The organism is Massilia sp. ZL223 (genome assembly GCF_018119395.1).
GTDB lineage: Bacteria > Pseudomonadota > Gammaproteobacteria > Burkholderiales > Burkholderiaceae_D > Telluria.
The window spans coordinates 17,785-43,529 of the sequence record NZ_JAGPWD010000046.1 but is presented as its reverse complement, the minus strand read 5'-3'; the positions used below and the strand labels follow the sequence as shown (position 1 = coordinate 43,529).

Sequence of the window (25,745 nt, the reverse complement as noted above, 5' to 3'; positions counted from 1 at the left end):
AGTGGCATTGTTCCGGCCTACGACTTCCGGGACTCGGCGTCCCCCTTGGCCGGAACCCAAGTTCACAGAGCGTGCAGACCGAATAGCTTCGTCGGCCACCACGACGCACACCGCCACCCCACAAAAACAAACAGCCCCGTGGCTAACGCCACGGGGCTGTCTGCTCTCGCACCCGGCACAAACAAAGCCCGTCCTTCACCCAAACGGGCTTTCTCTACGCCGCTGACGGAATCCTTCAGAGGTGTTCAAACACCCCACAGCACATCGGTTCGGTTATCCCTTGCCGAGCGCAGCATCTCCAGCAGTGGATAAATGCGCGTCGGGAAGCTGACCACCTCGATCGGCTCATGCTCCTTGTCCTCTTCTTCCCCATGGGCTAGGACGTCCTGGGCCACCTGGTCGGTGACCTGATGCTTGCGGCTTTCCTCGACTTCGCCCTCGATCAGCTGGACGGCGCGCGGCGCCTCCTCGGCGGTGATCACGCCGCGCTCGGGGTCTTTGTGCAGCAAATCGAGGATGCGCTTGGCATGTTCCTGGTACATCAGGACCTCTGGGTACGATTTGCATTTAAATTTGATCAACATGGCTATCCCGTGATTCAGTTAGTGCCTAAACGATAACACGTCTTCAAATCGGGGTCATCCCGCGCACGCTCATAGCGCACGCCGATGCCGGTCCTGCAGCAGCCAGGCCGCCAGCAGCACGATCAGACCGCCCAATAAGGCCGCGCCAGCGCCTGCCAGGATAGCGCCCGAGGCCAACCCAGCACCCAGCGCCGCCAGTAGTCCGCCCAGGCCGGCCCAGCATAAACTGCCTATCATCTCGAGAAAATTGCTCAGGAAGTTGGCTTTGCCTCGTCCCTTGAAGCTGCTCCGCACACCGGGGCGCCCGCACCACAGCACAACGAGGGCCGCGCTCCACACTGCAGCGACGACGGAGAAACAGGCAAACAACCCGGGCACGGGTGCGCGGTAAATTAGCCACAGCAAAGGCAGCGCCACGACTGCCAGCGGCGGCACGACGGCTGCCGACAGCTTGGCCAGCCGCACCGTCCGTAGCGCCGCCGGTGCGCTGCGCAGCAAGTCCGGCGCATCTTCGGCCGCGATAACGATCCAGGCCAGCGAACCCGCCAGCGAGCCGCACAGCAGGGTCAAGCCGGCGGCAATTGCAGGCAGCTGGATGGCCGACTTTGAAAAGATGACGAAGAACAGCGGCAGCAGGTAGAGCAACTGCAACAGCACTTGCGAAATTAGGTGAGGATCGCGCAGGATCAGCCGCCATTCCTTGATGACGATGGTGTCGAACAAGCTGCGCCGGAAACGATAAGACGTCCCCCGTGCCGGCGGTCGCTGCGTCTCCGGCTGGGACGCCGTCTGCTGCAGGCCACGCACGAAGAAGCGGTGCGTATAGCCTGCCGTGCCGGCAAAGGCCACGACGGCAATCGCCACCAGTCCCAGGGCGGGGAGGGGATCTCCCAGCATGGCCCGCGCGGGAAGCCACGCTGTGCTGTCGGGCCCCAGGCGGCCGTCGCCCGACAGCATCGCATACAAGGTCGCCCCGATATCCCGCTGTCTCACCTGGGAGGTCTGCAGGTACAACTGCGACAAAATGAATACGGAAGCGCCAGCCACGGCCCCGAGCAGCTGGCCCGCCACGCGCGTGCGGCGCGCGCCGATCGTGCGCACCAGACCCAAGGTCATCAGCATGCCGCAACACGCGCACAGCACCGCCAGTCCGAGCACAGCCGGGTACAGGCTCAGCCAGGCGTACTGCCCGAGCAGCAGCCCCACATGCGCGAACGGCGCCAGCAAGAAGTAATAGATGGACGCCGTCGCTGCCGCGATCGCGGCCAGGCGCACTGTGAAAATGCTGCGCGACGGCAGCGGCGACGACAGCAGCAGGTCGAGATCGCTGCGCTCGAACAGGGTCACCACGCTCGCCTTCAGGCTCGACGACAGCATGGCGGTCGCGCAGACGATCAGGGCCGCGGTTACTCCGGCCAGCAGCGGCCGCGCCATGCGGTCGAGCCCTTCCAGTCCACGCAATGTGAACCACGCGCCGGCATGCAGCGCGATCCAGATTGCACCCAGGACGAGAATGGTGGAGGTCCCTGGACGCCGCCGGCTCGCCGAAGCGGAGGAAGACCCCGCGTTGAACCAGGCCAGCCGCAACTCGTGCATCAGCAGCCAGCGCACGCTGCCCGGTGCGGCGCTCATGGCTGTCCGGTCAGCTCGAGGAACACGTCTTCGAGGCTGCCGCCTTGGGTGCGTGCCTGCAGTTCGTCGAGCGTGCCTTCGGCGATCAGGCGGCCTTGGCGGATGATGCCGATGCGTTGCGCCAGCCGCTCGGCCACCTCGAGGATGTGCGTGGTCAGGATCACGGTACCGCCCTCGGCCACGTGGGACAGCAGCAGGTCCTTGACCTGGCGCGCCGCCGCGGCGTCGAGCCCGGTGAGCGGCTCGTCAAGGATCAGCAGTTCCGGTTCGTGGATCAGGGCGCCGGCCAGCGCGAGCTTCTGCTTCATCCCGCGCGAGAAACCTTCCGTCAGTTCATGCGCATGCCTTGCCAGGTCGAGCCAGTCGAGCAGTGCGCGGGCTCGCGGCTCCGCCTGCTCGGGATGCACGCCCCAGAGACCGGCTACGAACTCCAGGTATTCGGGCGGCTTGAGCTTCCCATACAACATCGGATCGTCCGGCAGATAGGCCATCTTCATCTTGGCGGCGGCGGGCGCCTCGGCCAGGTCGATGCCGAGCACCTCGATGCTGCCGGCATCAGGCGCCAGCAAGCCAGTCACCATGCGCAGGGTCGTGGTCTTGCCGGCGCCGTTGGGGCCGAGCAGCGCATAGAGTTCGCCGCGCCGCACCTCCAGGTCGAGCCCGTCCACGGCAGGACGGCCGAACTGCTTGTGCAGGCCAGCCAGGCGCAGGGCGGGGACGGCGCTGCCCATCATTGCGGCTTGAACGAGGTGAGGAATTGCTCCGTCTGTTCCTGCGTCACGGTGCTGCGCTTGCCCAGCACGATCACCTGGTAGAAGCGCGTTCCCCGCGCTTCGAAGCGGCCAACCAGCTTGACCGGCTGCCCATTGCCGGTGCCGCCGGCGTCGACCGCAAGGCGGCCTTTCTCGTCACGCGCCGCGCCGCTGTCTGCCGCTCCGATATTGCGCAGCAGCGCCTGGCGCATGGCGGGCAGGGCCGCCTGGGCCGCGGCGGCGTCCGGCGCCGCGCCCGAGCCGACGGCGAAGGTCGTGCCTTCCACCTCGGCGGCGGTCATGGTCAGGTCGACCCGCATTCCGTTCAAGTCGATGGAGCGCGTGAACGACGAGGGTTTGGCAGGGAACAGCACCGTATAGGCGCCGTCCTGGCTGGTGTATTCGCGCCAGTTGTAGGTCGGACTGCAGCTGGCGACCAGGGCCGCCATGGCCAGGAGGCGGCCGGTCCGGAAAAAAGTATGTGCTCGCATGCCAGGATGGTAACAGCAGTGAAGCCGCCGGGCGATCCCCGCCGCCGCCTCTCCAAAACGGAGGAGGGGCGTCATGGCGATTCGCGACTTGTCGTATGATCGATATGGCAACCATTCATCAAGGCTCCTCATGAAACGCAGAATCGGCTTCCTGTTCCCGCCGGGCTTCCAAGCGCTCGATCTCATGGCGACGACCGTTTTCGAGGTCGCCAACAATATGGATTCGGGACCGCATTACGAGATGACGATGCTGTCCGAGAAGGGCGGTGTCCTGCCCAGCTCCTCGGGCGTGGGCGTGTTCACCGAAGCCGCCGGGCGCCACGACTTCGACACCCTGATCGTCGCCGGCGTCATGCAGCCGCTGGGCTTCCGCTCCACGGCGCCCTTCCTGGCTTACCTGCGCGAGGCAAGCCAGCAATCGCGGCGCACGGCCAGCATCTGTACCGGCGCATTCATCCTGGCCGAAGCGGGCCTGCTCGACGGCCGCCGCGCCACCACCCACTGGGCCATGGCGCGCGACCTGCAGCGCGCCTATCCAAAGGCGCGGGTCGAGGAGGACCGCATCTTCATCAACGACGGCCGCATCTGGACCTCGGCCGGCATGACCGCCTGCGTCGACCTGTGCCTGGCGATGGTCGAGAGCGACCTTGGACGGGATGCCTCGAAACACATCGCGCGCCAGATGGTCGTCTACCACCGGCGCAGTGGCGGCCAGTCGCAGTTCTCCGCCTTGCTGGAGCTCGAGCCGAAGTCGGACCGGATCCAGCAGGCGCTCTCCTACGCCAAGCGTCACCTGCGCAAACCCTTGTCGGTGGACGAGCTGGCGGAAGCGGCCAACCTGAGCACGCGCCAGTTCAGCCGCAGCTTCCGGCTCGAGACCGGCCAGTCGCCGGCACGCGCGGTCGAGGTGCTGCGGGTGGAAGCCGCGCGCGCCATGATCGAGAGCAGCAATCACCCGATCGACGTGGTCGCACGCGAAACCGGCTTCTCCGATCCCGAGCGCATGCGCCGCGCTTTCTTGCGCGCCTTCGGCCAGCCGCCGCAAGCCATCAAGCGCGCCGCGCGTGAGCAGGCGGCCTTCGGGTCTGCCTAAGCCTTTTTGATACCTATGAGCGATGATCCCTTGGCTGAAGTTGTGGATGAGCAGCTAGCTATCACTGAGCGCGTCCTTGAGGAACTCGCCGCATTCCGTCGTCGCGAGCCCAAGCTGCCCATGCTACCCGGGACAGGCGTTTTCGAAGAGCGTCTGAGGCTCTCGAATGTGCTGAACGATCTGGCCGATCGATTGATCCGAGGGATTGCACGCGATCCGACAAAGCTTTGGGTGTTGACCGAATTCCAGCGCTCACTCGAACTGGTCGAGCAGGAAGACACGGAGGGGAGGGAGCACTTCGGGATGGAGTTGGAGCGGATCATGGACATTCTCGATATCGAGAGTTCGGATGGCCTGCTCGCTTGTTATCTTGGTGGTGTTTAGCTGATGCGGGCGCAAATGGACCTTCTGTCCGTGCAGAGGGGGATAGACTATTTGTGGGACGAACATTGAGCGTCATGCTGTCCACATCAACCATCATGAGGAATCCATGAGCATCGAAGTCTCGCTCTCCGATAAGATCGACAGGGGTGAAGTCATCCACTTGTATCGCGCCAACGGCTGGTCCTCGGCGGACAAGCCGGATCAGTTGATGGCCGGCCTGCGTAATTCCCATGCGCTGGTCACGGTCCGCATCGGAGACCAGCTGATTGGACTGGGCAACGCCATCTCCGACGGCCATTTGCTCGTCTACTTCCCTCACATGCTGGTCGATCCGGTCCATCAGGGCGCCGGTGTCGGCAGGAAGATGATGGAGGCCCTGCTCGACAGGTACGCCGGCTTTCATCAGATGATGCTGACCGCCGACGGTGAAGCGATCGAATTCTATAAACGGCTGGGCTTCGAGCGGGCAGGGAAGACCGAGCCGATGTGGATCTACGCCGGTACCGAGCATTGAGCGCTAACGCTCCGGCTTAGTGCTCGCGCAGCGCGCGCCGGTACTGGATCGCTTCGGCCACATGCGGCGCCTCCACATGCTCGGCGCCGGCCAGGTCGGCGATCGTGCGCGCCACCTTGAGCACGCGGTGGTAGGCGCGCGCCGACCAGTGCAGGTGGCGCGCCGCCGTGTGCAACAACTGCTTGCCGGCCGCATCGGGCTGGCACAAGCTGTCGATCTGCCCCGGCCGCAGCTGGCTGTTGGAGCTATCCTGCCGCGCCAGCTGGCGCGCATGCGCCCGTTCGACGCGCCGTGCTATTTCGCTGCTCGGCTCGCCGTCGGCTTGTGCCCCCATGCTGTCCGGCGGCAGCGCGGCGACTTGCAGCTGGATGTCGATGCGGTCGAGCAGGGGACCCGAGATCCGGTCCTGGTAGCGTTGCACCGCCTCCTGGCTGCAGCGGCACTTGCCCGACGGGTGGCCGAGCCAGCCGCAAGGACAAGGGTTCATGGCTGCGATCAGCTGGAAGCGCGCCGGAAAATCGGCCTGGTGCGCCGCGCGCGAGATCGTGATGTGACCCGACTCCAGCGGCTCGCGCAGCACTTCCAGCACACGTCGGTCGAACTCCGGCAGCTCGTCCAGGAAAAGCACCCCATGATGGGCCAGCGACACCTCTCCGGGACGCGGCAGGTTGCCGCCGCCGACCAGCGCGACGCCCGAGGTGGTGTGATGGGGACTGCGAAACGGCCGCTGCCGCCAGCGATCCTGCGAAAAGCTGCCGGCCAGCGATTGCACGGCGGCCGACTCCAAGGCCTCGCCATCGCTCATCCGCGGAAGCAGGCCGGGAAAGCGCGCCGCCAGCATGGTCTTGCCGGCGCCCGGCGGGCCGACCAGCAGTACCGAGTGGCAGCCGGCCGCCGCCACCTCCAGCGCGCGCTTGGCCTGCGGCTGTCCTTTGACCTCGGCGAAGTCCGGATACGCGGGATTGGCCGCTAGGTGTTCGCGCCGATAGCGGGCAAGCCTGGGCGCTTCCGGCAAGTGCGAGAAATGCGCACACACTTCCAGCAAGGTGCGGGCAGGATAGATCGCGGCATCCTCGACCAGCGCGGCCTCGTCGGCATTGGCCTGCGGCAGGATGAAGGCGCCGGCTTTGCCTTCGCGCTGGCGATGCATGGCGAAGGTCATGGCCAGCGCACCACGCACAGGCCGCAACTCGCCCGACAGCGACAATTCGCCCGCGAATTCGAAGCGATCCAGCTGTTCGCCGCGGATCTGGCGCGAGGCGGCCAAAATGCCGAGCGCGATCGGAAGGTCGAAGCGGCCCGATTCCTTGGGCAATTCAGCCGGCGCCAGGTTGACCGTGATGCGCCGCGCCGGCACGTCGAAGCCGGAATTCTGCAAGGCAGCGCGCACACGGTCTTTGGCTTCGCGCACTTCCGCATCGGGCAAGCCGACGATGGTCATGCCCGGCAAGCCGTTTGCGAGATGCACTTCGACGCTGACGGCCGGCGCTTGCATGCCGGCCAGTGCGCGGCTCCTGAGGACTGCTAGACTCATCTCGCTCCTTGCATGACGTCATTGCGGTCGTCACATGGTAGAAGCACCGGGAAGCGGCGGTTTGAGGGCGAGCAGTCGCGTGCAGTTCAGCCGCGGCAGGAATCACTGCCTAGCTGTGCGACAGGATGTCAGCGTAAGCAACGAAATCGAATACAAAGAGAGCTATGAAAGAAATTCTTCCACATATCTCGGTGGGCCTCGATGACAGTGGCAGGCTCGTTGTCATCGTTGACGACTACGAGCTGTTTGATTTCATCGATGATTACCTCGGAGACGAGTGCGACCTTCCACAAGAGTGTCATACATCGGCCGAGCGGCCCGGAGGAGAGGTAATCACCATGTACTTTTCACCTTCGGTGACGCTGGAGCAGCTTGAGCAAAGCCTCCAGCAATGCCGCCTGAATTAGTCGAAGAAATCTATCGCCTGAACAATTAGCGAAGCGCTAGCGCCATGCATGAAGTACGCCGCGCATCCGGGTTGAACATGGATACTTACACGTCGCGCAAGGTCACGACCGGCATCGTGAGCGCACGCTTGTCCTTGAAGAAAGCGATATCGAAGAGCGCAGCCGCGCCGGCCACTTCCTTGCCGATCTGGCGCAGCAGGGCCGCCGCCGCTTCGATGGTCCCCCCGGTCGCCAGCACGTCGTCGACGATCAGCACGCGTTGCCCTTTGATGCGCTCCGGCTGGATCTCGATCGTGGCGCTGCCGTACTCGCGCTGGTAATCGACGCTGATGGCCTTGCCCGGCAATTTGCCTGCCTTGCGCGCCATCGCGAATCCGACCTTGCGCTCATAGGCCAGCGCGCCGGCCAGCATGAAGCCGCGCGCGTCCATGGCCAGGATGAAGTCGAAGTGCAGGTCTTCGGTCTTCGCGTGCAGCGTGTCGATGGCGAGGCGCCAGTGCTCGGGGTTATCGAAAATGCAGCCGACGTCAATGAAATTGACGCCCGGTTCCGGGTAATCCTGGAAAAACTCCAGCGGAACGCTGTCGAAGTCGGTCATGTGATGGTCCAGTGTGATGCAAATAAGGGGCAATCATCATTATCGCCGGTATCCGGGAAGGCGGCAGCGTCCGCCTTCCGTTTGCCGCACCATCACGAAAGTGCATGCTTGCTCAAGCCTTGCTGCGCGCCCGCTTGGGGGGCGCCGACAGATTCAGTGCGATGGCCGCGCGGATCAGCGCCTTGAACGCTTCCTCGTCGACGCTCGCGCCTTCCGGGATATCGATGGCGCGGCGCACATTGCCTTCCAGGCTGGAGTTGAACAGGCCCGAGGGATCATCGAGCGACGCGCCCTTGGGGAAGGTCAGTTTCACCGCCTTCTTGTAGACTTCGCCCGTGCACAGGATGCCGCCGTGCGACCACACGGGCACACTCCACTTCCACTCCTCGACTACTTCAGGATCGGCCTGATGGATCAGGTCCCTGACCCGTGCCAAGCTTGCGCCCCGCCAGTCGTTCAGCTCGCCAATCCTGGCGTCGATCAATTGGGCGGCTGAGGCTTGTCCTTGCGATTCCGTGCTTGTTTTCATCGTTCTTCCCAGGTCTCGTAGTGTGCCGAACGCCCATTGTCCAGTGTTGCAGAGGGACTGGCAATGCCGGGCCACCTGTTAACTTCGCATATGTATTGTTGACGAACAGATACTTTCATGTGAGGATTTGCTTTCTCTCAAATCATCACGGCCGATTATCCGACATGGGTAAGGCCGCCGCCGGACCGCCAAACGACGTTCCTGCGCGGGAAAGGACATCGATGCTGGCGAAACTCAGGCCCTGGTGGGCAGCGGCATTGTTGGCATGCGGCCCGCTGTGGGACGTCTGCGCCGCGCCCGTGCATCCGATCGCCCAGCTGGTCCACCAGAAACGCTTTGCCGACGCTTCCCGCGCCATTGCCGAACGGCTGGCCGGCGATCCGAACGATGCATTTGCCCTGGCCGGCACGGTCGACCTGATCCTGGCTCAGGACCCGGCCGGCCGCCTGCCCGAAGCCGAGGCCGCCGCCGAACGCTGTGTCGCTGCGCATTCCGGCAACAGCGTGTGCGCGGAAGCGCTGGGCAAGGTGCTGGAAGCGCAGGGCAGCGGCTGGATGGTCGCCGCGCTCGGCAATACGCGCGCCCAGCGCGAGGCCTATGAGCGTGCCGTGCTGCTCGATCCCACCAATTACCGCGCGCGCGTGTCGCTGCTGCGCTTTTACCTGCGCGCGCCGTTCTTCCTTGGCGGGAGCACCGTCCGGGCGCGCGACCTGGCGATGGAAGTCCATCGCACCGACCCCGAACTCACGCGCCTGATGCTGGCGCTGTGCGCCCAGAGCGAAGACCGGCTCGCCGATGCGGAAGAGTATGTGCTGGCCGCGAACCTGGCCAGGTACGAGCTGGTGGAGAGCGTCCACCGCGACCTGCTCGCCGGGCTGGCGCAAGCCTATCTGGATGCCGGGCGTTTCGCGAACAGCAGCCGCCTGTACGCCGAGCTGCAGCGCCGCATTCCATCGAGCGAAGCCGGCAGCTATGGACTGGCGCTCGTGTCCCGCGCGCAGGGCAGGCTGGCGGAGGCCGCGTCCTTCCTCGAGCGGGCGGCGCTCATCGGGCCCAAGCCCTACGTGTACAAGGCCCTGGGCGAGGTCTACCAGGAACTGCGCAACGAGCCGCGCGCGATCGCGGCCTACCAGTCGGCCCTGGGCGCCAAGCCCGCCTTCGGGCGCCGCGAGCGCGACCAGGTCGCGGCGCGGCTCGCGCGGTTGCGGGAGCACTGATTCTCCAACGCGTCTTCTCCGTATCGTCATCCATGCATCACCAGCGTCTTCCCGGACTCGATCTCCTGCGCGCCTTCGCCATCGTCTGGGTCATGGCCTATCACCTCGTCAGCTACGGACCGCAGTTCGGTCCCGTCCTGGGCCCCATCGCCGACCTGGGCTGGATGGGCGTCGACCTGTTCTTCGTGCTGAGCGGCTTCCTGGTCGGCGGCCAGGTATGTGCGGCCAGCGCGGCGCCCGAAGGGCCGCGCTGGGGCGACTACCTGCTGCGCCGCGCCCTGCGCGTGCTGCCGGCCTACCTGGCCGTGCTGGCGCTCTACCTGTGGCTCCCGGGCTGGCGCGAGAGTCCCGGCATGCAGCCGGCCTGGCAATTCCTGAGCTTTACGGCGAACCTGTTCCCCGACTACTTCCGCAACCGCGCGTTCTCCCACGCCTGGTCGCTGTGCGTGGAAGAGCATTTCTACCTGTTGCTGCCGCTGGCCGTGGCGCTGCTGTCGCGCCGGCCCAGCTTGCGCAAGTCGGCGCTGTTCGTGCTGGCGGTGCTGCTCGGCGGGATCGCGCTGCGCGCCTGGGCCTGGCATGCGCAGGTCGCGCCTTATCTACACGTGAAGGAAGGCGAGGACTGGTTCGTCCTGCGCTACATCGAGCATGTCTACAATCCGACCTGGGCCCGGCTGGACGGCTTGCTGATCGGAGCGGCCCTGGCGGCCGTCCGCCTCCACCGGCCGGCATGGTGGCGCTGGATGACGGCGCGCGGCTGGGCCTTCCTGGCCGCGGGCCTGCTGCTGGTGATTGCGGCGGCGCCGCTGTTCGAAGGGCTCGTCACCGAAGCCGGCGCGGTGGTCGGCTTTCCGCTGCTGTCGCTCGGACTGGGTTGCGTGCTGGTCGGCATGGCAAGCCCGGCGATCCTGCCCGGCCGCATCGAGCTGCCCGGCGCACGCCTGGTGGCGACGCTCGCCTTCAGCCTCTACCTGACCCACAAGTCCATGTTCCGCCTGGTGAGCGAGCACGCGGGCGCGTATCTCGAAGGATCGAACCTGCTTGTGCTGGGCTGCTATGGCGGCGCGGCGCTGGCGGCGGGAGCGCTGCTCTACCTGGCGGTAGAGCGCCCGGGCTTGCGGCTACGCGAGAGGCTGGCGCGCCGGCATGTCCGGCCGGCGCTCGCCCTCATGCGATGACGAGCGGGTTCTTGGTGACGGCGACCGCAACGATGTAGAAGAAGCAGGCCAGCGCCGCGATGAAGGCGGCCAGGCGCACCTGCGGCGTGCGCCCGCGCTTGAGGGCGATCGTGCCAAGCACGATGTAGGCCACCAGCGCCAGCACCTTGGCCGTGAGCCAGGGCGCCACGAAAGGATACTGGCGGCTCCAGGCGGCCAGGCCGATGGCGCTGGCGAGTAGCAGCGTGTCGACGATGTGCGGGGCGATCTTCACCCAGCGCTGCTGCAGGCGCGCCGAGCCGGCCAGCATCCACAGGCCGCGAATCAGGAAGAAGCTGCCGCTCAGGACGGCAAAGCTCATGTGCAGGTGTTTAAGGGCGAGATAGCTCATCCGCCCAGTATGCCTGAGCCGCCGGCTGCAGTCAGCCGCATTCGCCGACGTAATGGCACTCGTCGCAGCGCGTGCAGCCGTCCACCTTGCGCAAGGCGCGCGCCCCGCACTCCGGACATTTGGCGCCGGTGGCGACGGGCAGGGCGCCGCTGGACGTGGGCGGCTGCGGCGCGGCCTCCGGCATCGGCGCGCCGCCGCGTTCGGAGAAGGCGCGCGCCAGGTCCCCGACCGGCGCCTGGTTGCCGAGGGCGTCGAGGAAGCCGCGCCGGATCAGGATCCGCTGCAGCATGAAGGCGATCGCCGCCACTTCCGAGTCGTGGTAGACCGGCACCTGCACGCCATCCTCGCGCGTCAGGTGGCCGCAGCGCACCGGGCCCTTTTCCCAGACCACCTCGCGCATGTCGGCCAGGGCCTTGGCGATCGGCCCGCCGGCGCGCGCCACCATCGACAGCAGGCGCATCGAGGCCGTGATCCACTGGTGGCCGCCGGTGCGCTGGTTGCCGGGCATGAAGAACTCGAAAGGACGCTCGATGGTCACCGGCTGGCCTTCCCAATGGCCCTCGGTGCGGATGAAGCTCACCGTCAGGTAGGCGCTCTTGCGGCCTTCCTGGGTCGAATACTCGATCTTGGAGGTAACCGATTCCAGCTCGCCCAAAGGCCGGCGCTCGAAGCGCTTGAGCAGCGGGTCGTCGTCCGGCGCCGGATGCGCTGCCGGCGCCGGCGCGGGTGTCGTCGACAGCACGCTGCCCAGTACCGTGTTCGGGCGATAGGTGGCCAGTCCCTTCAGTCCCGCATGCCAGGCCTGGCTGTACAGGTCGCGGAAGTCGTCGTAGGGATAATCCTCCGGCACGTTGACGGTCTTCGAGATCGCCGTGTCGACGAAGGGCTGCACCGCCTCCACCATGCGCAGGTGGTCGATGGCGCGCATCTCGAGCGCGGTCACGAACTGCGGCGGCAGGCCCACTTCGGGATCGTGTCCCAGCTGGCGATACAGCCGCCAGGCGTGGTCGAGCACCTCGTAGCTGCGCGTGCCGCCGTCGGCCGTGCGCTTCTTGCGCTGGTAGCGCCACGCATACGGAGGCTCGATGCCGTTCGAGGCATTGTCGGCAAAGGCCAGCGAGATGGTGCCGGTGGGTGCGATCGACAGCAGGTGCGAATTGCGGATGCCATGCACGCGGATCGCGTCGAGCAGCACCTGCGGCAGCCGGCTGACGAACTGCCCGCGCAGGTAGTGGTCGGCGTCGAACAGCGGGAAGGCGCCTTTCTCGCGCGCCAGCTCCACCGAGGCCGCGTAGGCGGCGTCGCGCATGGTCTCGGCGATGCGGGCGGCCATGGCGCGCCCTTGGTCTGAGTCGTAGCGCAGCCCCAGCATCACCAGGGCGCTGCCCAGGCCGAGGAAGCCGAGCCCGATGCGGCGCTTGGCGCGCGACTCGGCGGCCTGCTGGGGCAGGGGCCATTCGGTGGCGTCCAGCACCAGGTCGAGCATGCGCACGGCCACCGTGGCGACTTCGCGCAGGCGCGCGAAATCGAAGCCGGCGTCGTCGGAAAAGGGCCGCTCGACGAAGCAAGTGAGGTTGAGCGAGCCGAGGTCGCAGCAGCCGTAGGCGGGCAACGGCTGCTCGCCGCAGGGATTGGTGGCGTTCAGCTCTTCGCAGTACCAGAGGTTGTTCTCGGCGTTCATGCGGTCGACGAACAGCACGCCTGGCTCGGCATGGTCGTAGGTCGACAGCATCACCTGTTCCCACAACACGCGGGCGCGCACCTCGCGGTAGACCCACAGCCCGTCCTCGCGCCGGCGAGCGCCGGCCGCCTGGTCTTCGTCGCCCGGCTCGGCGCGGTGCACCAGTTCGAAGGTGGCGTCGTCTTCCACCGCACGCATGAAGGAATCAAGGACGCCGACCGAGATGTTGAAGTTGGTGAGCGCCCCCAGGTCCTTGGCGGCGATGAAGCGTTCGATGTCGGGATGGTCGATGCGCAGCACGCCCATCTGGGCGCCGCGCCGCGCGCCGGCCGATTCCACCGTGCGGCAGGAGGCGTCGAACACTTCCATGTAGGAGACCGGCCCGGAGGCACGCGAGGCGGTGCCGCGCACCTTGCTGCCCATGGGGCGGATGGCGCTGAAGTCATAGCCCACGCCGCCGCCGCGGCGCATGGTCTCGGCGGCCTCGGACAGGGCGGTATAGATGCCGGGCAGGCCGCCGTCGACCCCGGAGATGGAGTCGCCCACCGGCTGGACGAAGCAGTTGATCAGGGTGGCCTGCAACTGCAGGCCGGCGGCCGAGTTGATGCGGCCGGCGGGCACGAAGCCCTGTTCCTGGGCCCACAGAAAGCGCCGCTCGCATTCGGCGCGCTTGGGCGCCGGTTCGAGCAGGGCCAGCGCGCGCGCCACCCGGGCGCGCACGTCGGCGATGGTCCGCTCATCCCCCTTGGCGTATTTCTCGCGCAGCACGTCCAGCGACACCTCCTGGGGCGCCAGCGTACCGTTCACCTTGTCTTTCGCATTCATGACAAGCTCCCGCTGTTCCATGAATGCCGGAGGCACGTGTTACTGCTTGTCGAGATTCGGCGGCGTGATGATGTGCGGCGTCTCGGCCTGGGCCGCGGTGGCGGCGGAGGCCGTGGACTGGGTCGCCAGGCGTGCTTCCAGCTCAATCACGCGCTGCTCGAGCGCTTCGAGCTTGGCGCGGGTCTTGGCCAGCACCTGGGCCTGGATATCGAACTCCTCGCGGGTGACCAGGTCCAGCTTGGCGAAGCCCTGGGTCATCACCGCCTTGACGTTGCGCTCGATGTCCTTGGCCGGTCCGCTTTCCAGCGCCTGGTTGATCTTGCCCTGCAAGTCGTTGAAGAAGTTGTTCATATCCTGGGTTTCCTTGGTAAGGCCGGGCTGTGCGCACCACAACGGTGCGCGGCAGCCTGATTTGGTGCGCATGGGTTGCAACATCGCCGCGCCGCTCGCGCATGGTGCGGCCGATCTTGGTGTTTCACAGCAAATGTGGGGCAGCTGGCCCGAAAAACAAGCCTCTTTCCCATCGTTATGAGCTGGCACGCATCCTGCTAAACGTAGTGTGAATGCAGCAATAACAGAATTGTAAACCGCAACGGCAGCAACCGTTCAAACTGAGGGGGTTTGTCATGAAGTGCAATCTGAAGCAATGCGCAGCAGCAGTCGGCCTGGCGGTCCTGGGTCTCTCCAGCGTCCCGGCCCTGGCGCAGGAACAACCCGCCGAACATCAGGTGAGCTACAACGCGGCCATCACCAGCGACTACCGCTACCGCGGCCTGTCGCAGACCCGTCTCGACCCGGCCCTGCAGGGCGGCGTCGACTACGTGCACGGCCCGACCGGCCTGTACGTCGGCACCTGGCTGTCCACCATCAAGTGGACCAAGGACCTGGGCGGCGACGGCAACATCGAATGGGATATCTACGGCGGCAAGCGCGGCCAGCTGACCGAGGCTGTCAGCTACGACGTCGGCGGCCTGTATTACTACTACCCGGACAACGGCCTGAATCCGCGCGCCAACACCTTCGAGCTCTACGGCCGCCTGGGCTTCGGCCCGGCCTACGTCAAGTACTCGCACTCGACCACCAACCTGTTCGGCACCGCCGACAGCAAGCGCAGCGGCTACCTGGACGTCGGCGCCGATGTCGACGCCGGCAACGGCTTCATCGTCAACCTGCACGTCGGCCGCCAGCGCGTCGAGAACAACAGCGCCTTCTCGTACACCGACTACAAGGTCGGCGTGACCAAGGACTTCGGCGTGGCCACCCTGTCGCTGGCCTGGATCAAGGCCAACACCGAGGCCTACCTGAGCCCGGAAGGCAAGAACCTCGGCAAGTCGGCCGCCGTGCTGACCCTGTCGAAAACGTTTTGATCGCAAAAGAGGCTAAGCCATGAAAATGATTACTGCCATCATCAAGCCCTTCAAGCTCGACGAGGTGCGCGAAGCGCTGTCGGAAATCAACGTGCAGGGCATGACCGTGACCGAAGTGAAGGGCTTCGGCCGCCAGAAAGGCCATACCGAGCTGTACCGCGGCGCTGAGTACGTGGTCGATTTCCTGCCCAAGATCAAGATCGAGGCGGCCGTGGACGACGCCGTGGTCGACCAGGTGATCGACGCCATCCAGAGCGCGGCCCGCACCGGCAAGATCGGCGACGGCAAGATCTTCGTCGCCGACCTCAACCAGGTCATCCGTATCCGTACCGGCGAGACCGGCAACGAAGCACTGTAAGAGGACACTCCCATGAAGCGAATCCTGAGCACCATCCTGGCCGCCGCCCTCGGCCTCGGCGCAGCGCTGCCCGCCTGGGCCGCGCCCGCCGTCAACAAGGGCGACACCGCCTGGATGTTCGTCGCCACCTTGCTGGTCATCATGATGTCGATCCCGGGCCTGGCCCTGTTCTACGGCGGCCTGGTGCGCGCCAAGAACATGCTGTCGATCCTGATGCAGGTCTTCACCATCTTCGCGCTGGTCATCGTGCTGTGGTGCGTGTACGGCTACTCGCTGGCCTTCACCCAGGGCGGCACTCCCTTTGTCGGCGGCTTCGACCGCGCCATGCTGAACGGCATCTACGACGCCGCGGCCGGCACCTTCTCGATGGCCGCTACCTTCAGCAAGGAGACGATGATCCCAGAGTTCATCTTCGTCGCCTTCCAGGGCACCTTCGCCGCCATCACCTGCGCGCTGATCGTCGGCGCCTTCGCCGAGCGCGTGCGCTTCTCCGCCGTGATGCTGTTCGTCGTGCTGTTCTTCACCTTCGGCTACCTGCCGATCGCCCACATGGTCTGGTTCTGGGCCGGTCCGGATGCGATTCAGGACGCCGCCACCCTGGCCAGCGTCACCGACGCCGCCGGCTACCTGTGGCAGAAGGGCGCGCTCGACTTCGCGGGCGGGACCGTGGTGCACATCAACGCGGCGGTGGCCGGCCTGGTCGGCGCCTACGTGATCGGCAAGCGCATCGGCTATGGCCGCGAATCGATGGCCCCGCATTCCCTGGTCATGACCATGATCGGCGCCTCGCTGCTGTGGGTGGGCTGGTTCGGCTTCAATGCCGGCTCGGCCCTGGAAGCGGGCGACATCGCCGCACTGGCCTTCATCAACACCCTGCTGGCGACCGCCTGCGCCACCGTGTCCTGGGTGATCGGCGAATGGATCTTCAAGAAGCGCCCGTCGATGCTGGGCGCCGCTTCGGGCGCCGTGTCCGGCCTGGTGGCCATTACCCCGGCCTGCGGCTTCGTCGGTCCGATGGGCGCCTTGGTCATCGGCTTGCTGGCTGGTATCATCTGCCTGTGGGGCGTGACTGGCCTGAAGCGCCTGCTGGGCGCCGACGACTCGCTGGACGTGTTCGGCGTGCACGGCGTGGGCGGCATCCTGGGCGCACTGCTGACCGGCGTGTTCGCATCGCCGCAGCTGGGCGGCCAGGGCATCTGGGACTATGTTGCCAACAAGGCATCGCCGGATTTCTCGATCGCCAACCAGGTGTGGGTGCAGGCCCAGGCCGTGGGCATCACGATCTTCTGGTCGGCGCTGGTGTCCTTCGTGGCCTTCAAGCTGGTCGACGTCGTGATCGGACTGCGCGTGCCGGAAGACCAGGAACGCGAAGGTTTGGACATTACCAGCCACGGCGAATCGGCGTACCATTCCTGATATCCGCGCGGCGGTATCGAAAAGGCGCCTGCGGGCGCCTTTTTGCGTTATTGCAACGTGCGGCCTTGCAACTTGTCCGTCTGCCCCCACATCGGTAGCCACAATTCACTGCAGCGCATTGTAAGGACGTCCACTTTCATGGTTCCGCACCTCGTCACCGCCCAAACCGGCCCTCTGCTCGATCTGGAAAAGAAAATCCTCGAGGCCACGCCCGCCATCGAGCGCTGGTTCCGCCTCGAGTGGCAGGAGCATACGCCGCCGTTCTACTGCTCGGTGGACCTGCGCAATGCGGGCTACAAGCTGGCGCCGGTCGATACGAACCTGTTCCCGGGCGGTTTCAACAACCTGGCGACCGAGATGCTGCCGCTGACGGTGCAGGCCGCCATGGCCGCGATCGACAAGTACTGCCCGGATGCGCGCAACCTGCTCCTGATCCCGGAAACCAATACGCGCAACCCGCTCTACCTGCAGAACGTGGCGCGCCTGATGCAGATCTTCCGCCAGACCGGCCTGCACGTGCGCTTCGGTTCGCTGTCGCCGGAAATCACCGAGCCGACCCCGTTGGCGCTGCCGGACGGGAATATGCTGGTGATCGAGCCCCTGGTGCGCTCGCCCAACGGCCGCCGCCTGGGCCTGGCCGACTTCGATCCCTGCACCATCCTGCTCAACAACGATCTGTCGGCCGGCATCCCGCCGATCCTGGAAAACCTGCACGAGCAGTCGCTGCTGCCGCCGCTGCACGCCGGCTGGGCGCTGCGCCGCAAGAGCAACCACCTGAAGGCCTTCGACGAGGTGGCCAAGAAGTTCGGCAAGCTGATCGACATCGACCCGTGGATGGTGAACCCGCTGCACGCCAAGTGCGGCGAGGTCGACCTGCAGGAGAACGTCGGCACCGAGGAACTGGCCGACAACGTCTCGATGCTGCTGTCGAAAATCAAGAAGAAGTACAAGGAATACGGCATGAAGGAGCAGAAGCCCTTCGTGATCCTGAAACCCGACGCCGGCACCTACGGCATGGGCATCCTGACCGTGAAGGACGCCAGCGAGGTGCGCGACCTGACCCCGGCCCAGCGCAGCAAGATGTCGGTCATCAAGGATGGCGTGGCGGTCACCGACATGATCATCCAGGAAGGCGTGCCGACTTTCGAGAGCATCAACGACGCGGTGGCCGAGCCGGTGGTGATGATGATCGACCGCTACGTGGTGGGCGGCTTCTACCGCGTGCACGCCGAGCGTGGCATCGACCAGAACCTGAATGCGCCGGGCTCGCAGTATGTGCCGCTGGCCTTCGCCCAGCAGCATGCGGTGCCGGACCTCAAGGCCAAGCCGGGTACGGCGGCGCCGAACCGTTTCTACGTCTACGGCGTGGTGGCGCGCCTGGGCCTGCTGGCGGCCTCGCTGGAGCTGGAGCGTACCGATCCGAATCCGGAAGTCTACTGATTCATCCCTGCGCGCCTGAGGAAGGCGCGCATCAGGGCCGCGCACTCGGCGGCATGCGTCTCCAGCAGGAAATGCGGGCCGTCGAGGATGTGCGCTTCCATGCGCGGCAGCGCCCGCATCCAGCACAGGGTCTCGTCCAGGTCGAAAAAGATGTCGTGCCGGCCCCAGAGCATCAGCGCCGGCGGCTGGTGGCGCTCCAGGTAGGCGGCGATCTCGGGGAAGCGCGCGACATGGCTGCGGTAGTCGAGCACCAGCGCCCGCTGCAAGGCCAGGCGGCCCGGCAGCGACATGATCCGCCAGTCCTCTTCCCATCGCGCCGCATCGATGCGGCGCGCGATGTCCTCAGGTATCCCCCCAAGGTACTGGTCGCGCACGCCGTCGAAGTTCAGATGGGAGGTCGCCTCGGCTTCATGTTCGGATGTCGGATTTTTCCAATATGTTCGGGTTGCCGCCCATGACGGCCCCATGCCGCTCTGGTGGGCATTGGCGTTCTGGATGATCAGGCTGCGGATTCTGGCGGGGGAGCGCGTGGCGAGGTGAAGGCCGACCGGGGCGCCGTAATCGTGCAGGTAGAGGTGGAAGCTGTCGACGCCGAGCTCCTCCAGCAGACCATCGATGAGGTCCGCGAAACGGGAGAAAGTAGGGCGCTCGATCGGCTCGGACGCTCCATAGCCTGGCAGGTCCGGCGCGATGACGAAACAATCGTGCGCCAGCGGTCCGATCACGTCGCGAAAGGTCGCCGACGAGCTGGGAAAACCGTGGAGCAGGAGCAGGGCGGGCTTGCTCCGGTCGCCTGCCAGTCGCACCGCCAGTTCCGTCCCATCGACCTCGACCTTATCCATGCTTCCTCCTACAGGAGCTGCGGCCCGCTCCCTTGTTCCGACAATTCGTCCAGGGGATTGCGCAGCCTGCAGGCGTCGATCGACAGGCAGCCGCAGCCGATGCAGCCGTCCAGCTGGTCGCGCAGGCGCGTCAGCTGCATGATGCGCTCGCCCAGCTCCTTGCGCCACAGGCTGGACATGCGCGCCCAGTCGCCTGCCGTCGGCGAGCGTCCTTCCGGCAGCGAAGCGAAGGCCTCGCTGATCGAGGCCAGCGAGATGCCGATGCGCTGGGCCACCTTGATCACCGCCACCCGGCGCAGCACGTCGCGGCCGTAGCGGCGCTGCTGGCCGGCGCTGCGCACGCTGTGGATCAGGCCTTTGGTTTCGTAGAAGTGCAGGGCCGACACCGCCACGCCGCTGCGGCGCGCCACTTCGCCCACCGTCAGCGGACGCTTGATCTCGTCCGGATCGATTTTCGCCATGTTTTCCTCTTGACCTCAAGTTAAGTTGAGGTTCTACACTCGTCCGCATCGATAGTCAATCCACCTGGAGGAAACGATGCATACTGCGAAGACGACCGTCGAGCTCAACAAGGAACTGGTGCGCACGCTGTACGAGGAGTGCATCAACACGCGCGAGCTCGGCCGGCTGGAGGACCTGATCGCGCCCGACTTCACCGGGACGCGCGGCGAACGCGGACCGCGCGAGTTCCGCGCCACCATCGAAACCGTGCTGACCGGCTTTCCCGGCGTGCGCTTCGAACTCCACGACCTGATCGGCGAGGACGACAAGGTGGCAGCGCGCTGGACCTTCCGCGCCACCCACCGCGGCCGCTTTGTCGGGCTACCGCCCAGCCATGCCGACGTCACGCAGGAGGGCAATGTGATCTACCAGCTGCGCGAGGGCCGGATCGTCCGCGCCTGGCTGCAGGCCGACCGGCTCGGGGTGCTGCAGCAGATCGGCGCCATTCCGCGCGCGTTCGCGGAAAGCCGCGCGGACCGGCCGCTCTGAGGGAACGCGGAGCAGCTTGCGCGCATCTGATGGACAGGAACAGGCTTACCAGAGGAGACAACATGCAGCCGGCACCCTTGCAGACAACAGGAAACGATCCGGACAGCGCGCTCTTGCAGCGGATCGGCAATGGCGACAGCAGCGCCTTCGAGCAGCTGATGCGCCGCTATAACCGCCGGCTCTACCGCGTGGCGCGCAGCATCCTGCGCGACGACGCCGAGGCCGAAGACGCGCTCCAGGACGCTTATCTGCAGGCCTACCGCTCCCTGTCCAGCTTCCGCGCCGAGTCCTCGCTCGGCACATGGCTGACCCGCGTCGTCGTGAACGCCGCCCTGATGCGTCACCGCAAGGCCGGGAGAATGGCCGAGATCATTGAACTAAGCGCGGAGCCGGACATGGAAGAACGCATCGACACGCAATTCTCCCAGCAGGAAGAACAACCCGAGCGCGCCGCGCTGCGGGCCCAGACGCGGCAGCTGATCGAAGCCAGGATCGATGCGCTGCCGGAAGTCTTCCGGACCGTGTTCGTGCTGCGCGCCCTGGAGGAGCTCAGCGTCGAGGAAACGGCAGATACGCTCGGCATCCCGGAAGCCACCGTGCGCACCCGCTACTTCCGCGCGCGCGGCATGCTGCGCGACGCCTTGTCGCGCGAAATCGATTTTGCGCTGGAAGAGGCCTTCGCCTTCGACGGCGCACGCTGCGACCGCATCGTCAGCCATGTGCTGGGCCGCCTGAACGAAGCGGAGTGACGGGAAACGGGAACGTGGCGGCGGCGGGCCGCATCCAATGGGCAGCTCCACCGTTATTTACTCACACAAAGAGGCCTGTCATGAAAAAATCGATCCCGCTGCTCCTGTCCTTCCTGCTCAGCGCCGGCCTGGCGTCCGCCCACGCCGCCGCGCCCAACGATGCCGAGATCGCCGCCATCGTCGTCGCCGCCAACGCGGTCGACATCGACGCCGGCAAACTGGCCCAGTCCAAGACCAGCAGCAAGACCGTGCGCGCCTTCGCCGAGCGCATGGTGGCCGACCATACCTCGGTCAACCAGCAAGCCGCCGCCCTGGTGCAGAAGCTGAACGTGACCCCCAGCGAGAACGACACCAGCAAGGGCCTGAAAAAGGATGGCGGCGCCACGCTGGCCAAGCTGAAGGGCATGTCCGGCAAGGCCTTCGACAAGGCCTATGTCGACAACGAGGTGGCTTACCACCAGACCGTGCTCGATGCGCTCGATAAAACCCTGATCCCGAACGCCGCCAACGCCGAACTGAAGGCCCTGCTGGTGAAGGTGCGTCCGGCCTTCGTGGCCCACCTGGAGCACGCCAAACACCTACAGGGCGAACTCAAATGAAGCCCTGGCGCGCGGCCGTGCTCGCGTTGTGCTGGCCGGCGGCTGCCGGGGCGGCGGAGCATCGCGTGGTCATCGACGGCATGGCCTTCACGCCGCGCGTGGTCCAGGCGCGGCCGGGCGACACCATCCTCTGGACGAACAAGGATTTGTTCGTCCACAACGTCAGCGCCGACAAGGGGAGCATGCAGTCCGGCGAGCTGCAGACCGGGCAGACCTGGCGCTACACCGTGCGCGCCGGCCCGTCCATGGACTACCACTGCACCCTGCATCCGACGATGACGGCGAGGATCGAGGTCGCAGCAAGCCCGAAAGGGAAGTAGCTTATTGCCCCACAGGCGGCTGCCAGAGCTCGACCTTGTTCCCTTCCGGATCGATGACCCAGCCGAACTTGCCGTACTCGGAGTCGTCGGTCTGGTCGAGCACCTGGCAGCCTTCCTCGCGCAGGGCCTGGAGCAGGGCGGCCAGGTCGTCCACCCGGTAGTTGATCATGAAGGAGGCGCCGGGAGCGAAGTGGCTGTCGGTGTTGGGGCTGATCGACCAGATGGTGGTGCCGCCGGTCGGCTTGCCTTGCGCATCGGTCCAGGTGAAGGCCGCGCCGCCCCATTCGAGCACCTCGATGCCCAGGTGGCGCTGGTACCAGGCGCGCAGCGCCACTGGGTCTTTCGCGTGGAAGAAAATGCCGCCGATACCGGTAACCCGCTTCATGTGTTTCTCCATCTGGACAGTGGTTGTGAGAAGCCCAGTGTAAACACATGCTTGAGGCTGGAGCAAGCAAAAAGTTTGCACCATTGCAATGTGGGCATCCGGCCCCATGTCGGGGAGATCGAGATCAGCCGGAGCCACCCATGCCTGGTTTTATCCATCCGCGCCCGCCCAGCCGCAAGGAAGTGGCGATGCAGATCATGCGCCAGGAAAGGAAGACGATCGCCACCAATGAACTGACGGTCGATCCCCCCGGCGGCCCGGTGGCGGCCCCGCCGGACGCCATGCCGGTGCGCTTCTCCGGCGCCTGCACCCTGCGCGAATATTGCAGCCTGCTGCGCGACCATCTCGCCTTCCTGGCGCGCCACGACAGTCCCGCCGCCCGCCGCGCCAAGCTGCTGTGGCCGCTGGCGCTCGGCATGCTTGCCCTGGTCCTGGCCTGGGCCGTGGGTCCCGGCGGCTGGCGCACCGGCCTGCTGGCCGGCGCGGCCTGCGCGCTCGCCTGGCTGCCGTTCATGACGAATGTCTGGATCGCGCTGATCGCGCCACCGGTGTTCTATGCGAAGCGCTGGCGCGCGCCCGTCTGTGAATTCCACATCGATGCAAGCGGGATCGAACGCAGGGCCGGGCACAAGCGCTCGCTGCGCCGCTGGGACGAGGTCCGGGCGGTCCGGCGCTACCGCAGCGGTTACCTGCTGATGTTCGCACGCGGCGCGATCCCGATTCCCTTCCGCTGCCTGAGCCGGGAGGACGAGGTGCGCCTGCGCGCCTTCTGCGCGGCCGGACGCTTCGGCGATCAGCCGGCGGAGGCGGCGGCCAGCAGCTGATGCAGCGCGGCCATGTCGATCGGCTTGACGAAGTAGTGGTCGAAGCCCGAGGCCAGGGCATGGGCGCGCGTTTCCTCCTGCCCGTACCCGGTGACCGCGACCAGCAGCGCGTCGGCCGTCTCCGGCAGCTGGCGTAGGCGGCGCGCCAGCTCGTGCCCGTCCATGCCGGGCAGGCCGATGTCCAGCAGGCAGACTTGCGGCCTGGCCTCCCTGATCCGCTCCAGCGCATCCTCGGGCCGGTGTTCGACCGTCACCTGATGGCCGGCAGCCTCGAGCAAAATCGCGAGCATGGTCGCCGCATCGACGTTGTCGTCCACGACCATGATGCGCAGGGGAGCGGCGGCCACGCCGGCGCCGTGCTCCGCGGCTTGCGGCGCAAGGACTTGGTCACCGGCGTCCTGGCGCGGCAGGCCGACCGTGAATCGGCTTCCCTCGCCTGGGCCCGGGCTCTCGCAGGACACCGTTCCCCCATGCAGTTCGACCAGGCTCTTGACCAGCGCCAGTCCCAGTCCCAGTCCGCCCGAGGAGCGGTCCGAGGTGCGCTCGTCCTGGGTGAACAGGTCGAATACGCGGCCGGTCAGTTCCGGCGCCATGCCGATCCCGTTATCGGTGACGGTGATCAGGACTTGCGAGGGATGCACCTCTGTCCTGAGCTCGATGTTCCCGCGCGCCGGCGTGTATTTGGCGGCATTGCTGAGGATATTGGTCATGACCTGCACCAGCCGCTTCGCATCCCCGCTCACCACCGTGGAGCCGGGCGGCAGGTGGATCGCCAGGTGGTGCTGCCGCGACTGCATCAGCGGCGTCACCTGTTCCACCGCCTCCATCAGGACATGGCGGATGTTCAGCGGCGCCTTGTCCAAGGTGACCAGGCCGTTGGTGACGCGCGAGACGTCGAGCAGGTCGTTGATCAGGTTCGTCATGTGCATGACCTGGCGCGTGATGATCTGGCTGGTCTGGCGCACGCGCTGCGGGTCCTGGTGGGCCATCTGCAGCAGTTCGGCCGCGGCCCGGATCGGCGCGAGGGGATTGCGCAATTCATGGGCCAGCATCGCGACGAATTCGTCCTTGCGGCGGTCGGTGTCCCTGAGTTTCGCTTCCGCCTCCTTGCGCTCGGTGATGTCGCTGGCGGCGCCGATCCATTCGTAGATGGCGCCGTGGGCGTCGAGCATCGGCACCGCCCGCGAGAGCGTCCATCCGATGCTGCCGTCGATCCGCCTGACCCGGTGTTCCAGCTCGAAAGCCTGCTTGTTGCTCACTGCTTCGTCGATGGCCTGGTGCACCAGGTCGTGGTCTCCCTGCGGAATGTATTCGTCGAGCCACATTTCGTTCGGGTCGGCCGTATCCTTGATGAAGCCGCGCCCCTCGAGCTGGCGGACCTGGGTCCAGTCGGGACTCATGCGGTAGATGACGTCGGCCGTCGCGCTGGTCAGCGCGCGAAAGCGCTTCTCGCTCTCGCGCAGCGCGGCCGCGGCCCGGACCTGTTCAGTGACATCGCTGGTCGTGTGCGAGATGCAGACGATGCTGCCGTCCTCGCCGAAGATCGGGGTGCTGACCGCGCTCCAGAAGCGTTCCTCGAACACCACTTCGCCATTCGGCAGTTCGACCCGGATCGGGTAGCGGATGGCGGGCAGGCTGTCCGGCTTGGCGGTATCGACGGCGCAGGCCAGGGAGCGGCGCAAGTCGATTTCGCCCCGGTCCTCGGGATCGTCCGGATTGCGCGGGAAGGCCGCGAACAGGCTCATGCCGACCAATTCTTCCCGTGTCCGCGACGAAGCCTTGAGGAAGGTGTCGTTGACAGCAAGAATGATGGCGTCCGGCGTCGGCGACAGCAGGTAATTACCGATGGGCGAGCTATTGAACACCGATTCGAACAAGGACGGGTGATTCATCTGTCTTTCACCATGAGTACGCCTCTGAGGAGGCGCTCACTATAGCGTCCCGCGACAAGACATGGCAACGCGCATGGGCATGGATTCAGGTATCCGTGCCGATCTCGTCCCAGTCGTCCTCGCCGTCGTAGCGAGTCATCCAGTTGACCGCGTAATGCCATTCGAAGACCACGCCCGGCTCGATGCCGCCCGGGGTGGGGCGGCCGTTCAAGTGCGCGTCGCGCACTGCCCAGTGCAGGCGGTAGAGGCGGTCGGACCAGTCGAGGATCTCGCCCACCGGCCGCACCCGCACGGCCGCCGCCAGCGCCACCGGGTCGGCTTCGTCCTCGGGGAAGAAGTGCAGGAACTCGCGCGCGCTGGCTTCGCTGCGCGGCAGGCCGATGTGCTCGACCAGTCCGCCGCACCAGGCCAGGAAATACAGCGCCTCCAGGCGCCAGGAAAAGCGGATGTAGTCCTCTTCCACCGGTTCGTCGTCGAACAGGAAGCGCGCCTCGTCGTTCGACAGCCAGCTGCGCCTGTCGCCGATGGAAAAATAGTCCTCGAAAAAATCGTTCTCGCGCAACATCGCCGTGCCGACCACGCCCCACAGGGCCGCCAGGCGCCGGCACAGCTCGTCCGCCGAGCGCAGCCGCACCTCGTGTTCGTCCTCGATCCAGGGCAGTTGCGGATTGATGGGAATGCCGTGTTCGCGAAGCAGGGCTTCGCTGGCGGCCTGGCGTTGAGCGGGTGTCATGGTATGCCTTGTAGATAACTATGCAAGATCATAAACAAATC

At 66.0% G+C, this 25,745-nt stretch carries 29 protein-coding genes and 1 pseudogene; 15 read left to right on the top strand and 15 right to left on the bottom strand.

The features are described 5' to 3' along the window. Positions 1-245 precede the first annotated feature (245 nt). The 4 genes from KBW95_RS21910 to KBW95_RS21895 all read right to left on the bottom strand — a co-directional run bounded on the left by KBW95_RS21910 (position 246) and on the right by KBW95_RS21895 (position 3,459). The gene (locus tag KBW95_RS21910; RefSeq protein ID WP_211527047.1) at positions 246-584 is read right to left on the bottom strand and encodes a DUF1840 domain-containing protein; all 339 of its coding nucleotides are present in this window, start codon (positions 582-584) and stop codon (positions 246-248) included. Between the two features lie 69 nt (positions 585-653). Next, positions 654-2,216: a hypothetical protein gene (locus tag KBW95_RS21905; RefSeq protein ID WP_211529336.1), complete on the bottom strand. Its 1,563-nt coding sequence runs from the start codon at positions 2,214-2,216 to the stop codon at positions 654-656. Continuing rightward, on the bottom strand, positions 2,213-2,950 hold the full coding sequence (locus KBW95_RS21900; RefSeq protein ID WP_229429940.1) for an ABC transporter ATP-binding protein: 738 nt from the start codon (positions 2,948-2,950) through the stop codon (positions 2,213-2,215). The genes KBW95_RS21905 and KBW95_RS21900 overlap by 4 nt, the downstream gene beginning before the upstream one ends. Continuing rightward, positions 2,947-3,459, bottom strand: coding sequence for a hypothetical protein (locus KBW95_RS21895; protein WP_211529335.1), 513 nt, complete (start codon positions 3,457-3,459; stop codon positions 2,947-2,949). Before KBW95_RS21895 ends, KBW95_RS21900 begins: the two co-directional genes overlap by 4 nt. Positions 3,460-3,589: 130 nt before the next feature. On the opposite strand from KBW95_RS21895, the gene KBW95_RS21890 reads away from it, so the two are divergent. From KBW95_RS21890 to KBW95_RS21880, 3 genes are all read left to right on the top strand, one after another. Beyond that, positions 3,590-4,552, top strand: coding sequence for a GlxA family transcriptional regulator (locus tag KBW95_RS21890; RefSeq protein ID WP_211529334.1), 963 nt, complete (start codon positions 3,590-3,592; stop codon positions 4,550-4,552). 15 nt (positions 4,553-4,567) lie between these two features. Further along, a complete protein-coding gene (locus KBW95_RS21885; RefSeq protein WP_211529333.1) occupies positions 4,568-4,936 on the top strand; it encodes a DUF4844 domain-containing protein in 369 nt (122 codons plus the stop codon). A gap of 106 nt (positions 4,937-5,042) precedes the next feature. Then, a complete protein-coding gene (locus KBW95_RS21880) occupies positions 5,043-5,450 on the top strand; it encodes a GNAT family N-acetyltransferase (RefSeq protein ID WP_211529332.1) in 408 nt (135 codons plus the stop codon). A gap of 16 nt (positions 5,451-5,466) precedes the next feature. On the opposite strand, the gene KBW95_RS21875 is transcribed toward KBW95_RS21880, so the two are convergent. After that, positions 5,467-6,984, bottom strand: a complete 1,518-nt coding sequence (locus KBW95_RS21875) for a YifB family Mg chelatase-like AAA ATPase (RefSeq protein ID WP_211529331.1) — start codon at positions 6,982-6,984, stop codon at positions 5,467-5,469. A gap of 164 nt (positions 6,985-7,148) precedes the next feature. On the opposite strand from KBW95_RS21875, the gene KBW95_RS21870 reads away from it, so the two are divergent. Beyond that, positions 7,149-7,391: a hypothetical protein gene (locus KBW95_RS21870; protein ID WP_211527041.1), complete on the top strand. Its 243-nt coding sequence runs from the start codon at positions 7,149-7,151 to the stop codon at positions 7,389-7,391. An 85-nt stretch (positions 7,392-7,476) separates the two neighbouring features. Here the strand turns inward: KBW95_RS21870 and KBW95_RS21865 are convergent, their stop codons facing one another. Beyond that, the gene (locus KBW95_RS21865; RefSeq protein WP_211529330.1) at positions 7,477-7,989 is read right to left on the bottom strand and encodes an adenine phosphoribosyltransferase; all 513 of its coding nucleotides are present in this window, start codon (positions 7,987-7,989) and stop codon (positions 7,477-7,479) included. Positions 7,990-8,101: 112 nt separating this feature from the next. Continuing rightward, complete coding sequence (locus KBW95_RS21860) at positions 8,102-8,518, bottom strand: DUF1801 domain-containing protein (protein ID WP_211529329.1); 417 nt, start codon at positions 8,516-8,518, stop codon at positions 8,102-8,104. Positions 8,519-8,739: 221 nt separating this feature from the next. Here KBW95_RS21860 and KBW95_RS21855 point away from each other — a divergent pair, with 221 nt between their 5' ends. Both KBW95_RS21855 and KBW95_RS21850 read left to right on the top strand, forming a co-directional pair. Beyond that, on the top strand, positions 8,740-9,735 hold the full coding sequence (locus tag KBW95_RS21855) for a lipopolysaccharide assembly protein LapB (protein ID WP_211529328.1): 996 nt from the start codon (positions 8,740-8,742) through the stop codon (positions 9,733-9,735). 32 nt (positions 9,736-9,767) lie between these two features. Further along, complete coding sequence (locus tag KBW95_RS21850) at positions 9,768-10,913, top strand: acyltransferase (RefSeq protein WP_211529327.1); 1,146 nt, start codon at positions 9,768-9,770, stop codon at positions 10,911-10,913. On the opposite strand, the gene KBW95_RS21845 is transcribed toward KBW95_RS21850, so the two are convergent. From KBW95_RS21845 to KBW95_RS21835, 3 genes and pseudogenes are all read right to left on the bottom strand, one after another. Further along, positions 10,903-11,283, bottom strand: coding sequence for a SirB2 family protein (locus KBW95_RS21845; protein ID WP_211527036.1), 381 nt, complete (start codon positions 11,281-11,283; stop codon positions 10,903-10,905). The genes KBW95_RS21850 and KBW95_RS21845 overlap by 11 nt on opposite strands. Before the next feature lie 31 nt (positions 11,284-11,314). Further along, positions 11,315-13,789 carry an adenosylcobalamin-dependent ribonucleoside-diphosphate reductase gene (locus tag KBW95_RS21840; protein WP_211529326.1) on the bottom strand — a complete coding sequence of 825 codons (2,475 nt, stop codon included), beginning with the start codon at positions 13,787-13,789 and terminating at the stop codon, positions 11,315-11,317. Between the two features lie 129 nt (positions 13,790-13,918). Continuing rightward, positions 13,919-14,140, bottom strand: a pseudogene (locus tag KBW95_RS21835) (accessory factor UbiK family protein); the annotation flags it as partial. Between the two features lie 275 nt (positions 14,141-14,415). On the opposite strand from KBW95_RS21835, the gene KBW95_RS21830 reads away from it, so the two are divergent. The 4 genes from KBW95_RS21830 (at position 14,416) to gshA (ending at position 18,370) form a co-directional block, all read left to right on the top strand. Next, the gene (locus KBW95_RS21830; RefSeq protein WP_211526410.1) at positions 14,416-15,156 is read left to right on the top strand and encodes a TorF family putative porin; all 741 of its coding nucleotides are present in this window, start codon (positions 14,416-14,418) and stop codon (positions 15,154-15,156) included. Between the two features lie 19 nt (positions 15,157-15,175). Further along, positions 15,176-15,514 (top strand): P-II family nitrogen regulator, encoded by a 339-nt coding sequence (gene glnK / locus KBW95_RS21825; protein WP_211526409.1) that lies wholly within the window; start codon positions 15,176-15,178, stop codon positions 15,512-15,514. Positions 15,515-15,526: 12 nt separating this feature from the next. After that, complete coding sequence (locus tag KBW95_RS21820; RefSeq protein WP_211526408.1) at positions 15,527-16,930, top strand: ammonium transporter; 1,404 nt, start codon at positions 15,527-15,529, stop codon at positions 16,928-16,930. A gap of 138 nt (positions 16,931-17,068) precedes the next feature. Further along, entirely contained in the window at positions 17,069-18,370 is a 1,302-nt protein-coding gene (gene gshA / locus KBW95_RS21815) for a glutamate--cysteine ligase (protein WP_211526407.1), read from the top strand. Here the strand turns inward: gshA and KBW95_RS21810 are convergent. Together KBW95_RS21810 and soxR are read right to left on the bottom strand one after the other, a co-directional pair. Then, positions 18,364-19,212: an alpha/beta fold hydrolase gene (locus KBW95_RS21810; protein ID WP_211529325.1), complete on the bottom strand. Its 849-nt coding sequence runs from the start codon at positions 19,210-19,212 to the stop codon at positions 18,364-18,366. The genes gshA and KBW95_RS21810 overlap by 7 nt on opposite strands. 8 nt (positions 19,213-19,220) lie before the next feature. After that, positions 19,221-19,673: a redox-sensitive transcriptional activator SoxR gene (gene soxR, locus KBW95_RS21805; protein ID WP_211529324.1), complete on the bottom strand. Its 453-nt coding sequence runs from the start codon at positions 19,671-19,673 to the stop codon at positions 19,221-19,223. Between the two features lie 76 nt (positions 19,674-19,749). Between soxR and KBW95_RS21800 the strand changes: the two genes are divergently transcribed. The 4 genes from KBW95_RS21800 to KBW95_RS21785 all read left to right on the top strand — a co-directional run bounded on the left by KBW95_RS21800 (position 19,750) and on the right by KBW95_RS21785 (position 21,870). Then, complete coding sequence (locus KBW95_RS21800) at positions 19,750-20,202, top strand: ester cyclase (RefSeq protein WP_211526404.1); 453 nt, start codon at positions 19,750-19,752, stop codon at positions 20,200-20,202. A 62-nt stretch (positions 20,203-20,264) separates the two neighbouring features. Then, positions 20,265-20,951 carry an RNA polymerase sigma factor gene (locus KBW95_RS21795; protein WP_211526403.1) on the top strand — a complete coding sequence of 229 codons (687 nt, stop codon included), beginning with the start codon at positions 20,265-20,267 and terminating at the stop codon, positions 20,949-20,951. A gap of 80 nt (positions 20,952-21,031) precedes the next feature. Further along, a complete protein-coding gene (locus tag KBW95_RS21790) occupies positions 21,032-21,550 on the top strand; it encodes a DUF4142 domain-containing protein (RefSeq protein WP_211526402.1) in 519 nt (172 codons plus the stop codon). Continuing rightward, complete coding sequence (locus KBW95_RS21785; RefSeq protein ID WP_211526401.1) at positions 21,547-21,870, top strand: plastocyanin/azurin family copper-binding protein; 324 nt, start codon at positions 21,547-21,549, stop codon at positions 21,868-21,870. Before KBW95_RS21790 ends, KBW95_RS21785 begins: the two co-directional genes overlap by 4 nt. 1 nt (position 21,871) lies before the next feature. On the opposite strand, the gene KBW95_RS21780 is transcribed toward KBW95_RS21785, so the two are convergent. Further along, a complete protein-coding gene (locus tag KBW95_RS21780) occupies positions 21,872-22,255 on the bottom strand; it encodes a VOC family protein (protein ID WP_211526400.1) in 384 nt (127 codons plus the stop codon). A 140-nt stretch (positions 22,256-22,395) separates the two neighbouring features. On the opposite strand from KBW95_RS21780, the gene KBW95_RS24660 reads away from it, so the two are divergent. Further along, positions 22,396-23,079: a YcxB family protein gene (locus KBW95_RS24660; protein WP_229429939.1), complete on the top strand. Its 684-nt coding sequence runs from the start codon at positions 22,396-22,398 to the stop codon at positions 23,077-23,079. Here KBW95_RS24660 and KBW95_RS21770 read toward each other — a convergent pair. Both KBW95_RS21770 and KBW95_RS21765 read right to left on the bottom strand, forming a co-directional pair. Continuing rightward, positions 23,049-24,971, bottom strand: a complete 1,923-nt coding sequence (locus tag KBW95_RS21770) for an ATP-binding protein (RefSeq protein ID WP_211529323.1) — start codon at positions 24,969-24,971, stop codon at positions 23,049-23,051. The genes KBW95_RS24660 and KBW95_RS21770 overlap by 31 nt on opposite strands. A gap of 85 nt (positions 24,972-25,056) precedes the next feature. Continuing rightward, the gene (locus KBW95_RS21765) at positions 25,057-25,704 is read right to left on the bottom strand and encodes a DUF4272 domain-containing protein (protein WP_211529322.1); all 648 of its coding nucleotides are present in this window, start codon (positions 25,702-25,704) and stop codon (positions 25,057-25,059) included. Positions 25,705-25,745: the final 41 nt, after the last annotated feature.

Coding starts and splice junctions, on each gene's coding strand:
- KBW95_RS21910 (WP_211527047.1), bottom strand. CDS start 584: ATGTTGATCAAATTTAAATGCAAATCGTACCCAGAGGTCCTGATGTAC.
- KBW95_RS21905 (WP_211529336.1), bottom strand. CDS start 2,216: ATGAGCGCCGCACCGGGCAGCGTGCGCTGGCTGCTGATGCACGAGTTG.
- KBW95_RS21900 (WP_229429940.1), bottom strand. CDS start 2,950: ATGATGGGCAGCGCCGTCCCCGCCCTGCGCCTGGCTGGCCTGCACAAG.
- KBW95_RS21895 (WP_211529335.1), bottom strand. CDS start 3,459: ATGCGAGCACATACTTTTTTCCGGACCGGCCGCCTCCTGGCCATGGCG.
- KBW95_RS21890 (WP_211529334.1), top strand. CDS start 3,590: ATGAAACGCAGAATCGGCTTCCTGTTCCCGCCGGGCTTCCAAGCGCTC.
- KBW95_RS21885 (WP_211529333.1), top strand. CDS start 4,568: ATGAGCGATGATCCCTTGGCTGAAGTTGTGGATGAGCAGCTAGCTATC.
- KBW95_RS21880 (WP_211529332.1), top strand. CDS start 5,043: ATGAGCATCGAAGTCTCGCTCTCCGATAAGATCGACAGGGGTGAAGTC.
- KBW95_RS21875 (WP_211529331.1), bottom strand. CDS start 6,984: ATGAGTCTAGCAGTCCTCAGGAGCCGCGCACTGGCCGGCATGCAAGCG.
- KBW95_RS21870 (WP_211527041.1), top strand. CDS start 7,149: ATGAAAGAAATTCTTCCACATATCTCGGTGGGCCTCGATGACAGTGGC.
- KBW95_RS21865 (WP_211529330.1), bottom strand. CDS start 7,989: ATGACCGACTTCGACAGCGTTCCGCTGGAGTTTTTCCAGGATTACCCG.
- KBW95_RS21860 (WP_211529329.1), bottom strand. CDS start 8,518: ATGAAAACAAGCACGGAATCGCAAGGACAAGCCTCAGCCGCCCAATTG.
- KBW95_RS21855 (WP_211529328.1), top strand. CDS start 8,740: ATGCTGGCGAAACTCAGGCCCTGGTGGGCAGCGGCATTGTTGGCATGC.
- KBW95_RS21850 (WP_211529327.1), top strand. CDS start 9,768: ATGCATCACCAGCGTCTTCCCGGACTCGATCTCCTGCGCGCCTTCGCC.
- KBW95_RS21845 (WP_211527036.1), bottom strand. CDS start 11,283: ATGAGCTATCTCGCCCTTAAACACCTGCACATGAGCTTTGCCGTCCTG.
- KBW95_RS21840 (WP_211529326.1), bottom strand. CDS start 13,789: ATGAATGCGAAAGACAAGGTGAACGGTACGCTGGCGCCCCAGGAGGTG.
- KBW95_RS21830 (WP_211526410.1), top strand. CDS start 14,416: ATGAAGTGCAATCTGAAGCAATGCGCAGCAGCAGTCGGCCTGGCGGTC.
- glnK (WP_211526409.1), top strand. CDS start 15,176: ATGAAAATGATTACTGCCATCATCAAGCCCTTCAAGCTCGACGAGGTG.
- KBW95_RS21820 (WP_211526408.1), top strand. CDS start 15,527: ATGAAGCGAATCCTGAGCACCATCCTGGCCGCCGCCCTCGGCCTCGGC.
- gshA (WP_211526407.1), top strand. CDS start 17,069: ATGGTTCCGCACCTCGTCACCGCCCAAACCGGCCCTCTGCTCGATCTG.
- KBW95_RS21810 (WP_211529325.1), bottom strand. CDS start 19,212: ATGGATAAGGTCGAGGTCGATGGGACGGAACTGGCGGTGCGACTGGCA.
- soxR (WP_211529324.1), bottom strand. CDS start 19,673: ATGGCGAAAATCGATCCGGACGAGATCAAGCGTCCGCTGACGGTGGGC.
- KBW95_RS21800 (WP_211526404.1), top strand. CDS start 19,750: ATGCATACTGCGAAGACGACCGTCGAGCTCAACAAGGAACTGGTGCGC.
- KBW95_RS21795 (WP_211526403.1), top strand. CDS start 20,265: ATGCAGCCGGCACCCTTGCAGACAACAGGAAACGATCCGGACAGCGCG.
- KBW95_RS21790 (WP_211526402.1), top strand. CDS start 21,032: ATGAAAAAATCGATCCCGCTGCTCCTGTCCTTCCTGCTCAGCGCCGGC.
- KBW95_RS21785 (WP_211526401.1), top strand. CDS start 21,547: ATGAAGCCCTGGCGCGCGGCCGTGCTCGCGTTGTGCTGGCCGGCGGCT.
- KBW95_RS21780 (WP_211526400.1), bottom strand. CDS start 22,255: ATGAAGCGGGTTACCGGTATCGGCGGCATTTTCTTCCACGCGAAAGAC.
- KBW95_RS24660 (WP_229429939.1), top strand. CDS start 22,396: ATGCCTGGTTTTATCCATCCGCGCCCGCCCAGCCGCAAGGAAGTGGCG.
- KBW95_RS21770 (WP_211529323.1), bottom strand. CDS start 24,971: ATGAATCACCCGTCCTTGTTCGAATCGGTGTTCAATAGCTCGCCCATC.
- KBW95_RS21765 (WP_211529322.1), bottom strand. CDS start 25,704: ATGACACCCGCTCAACGCCAGGCCGCCAGCGAAGCCCTGCTTCGCGAA.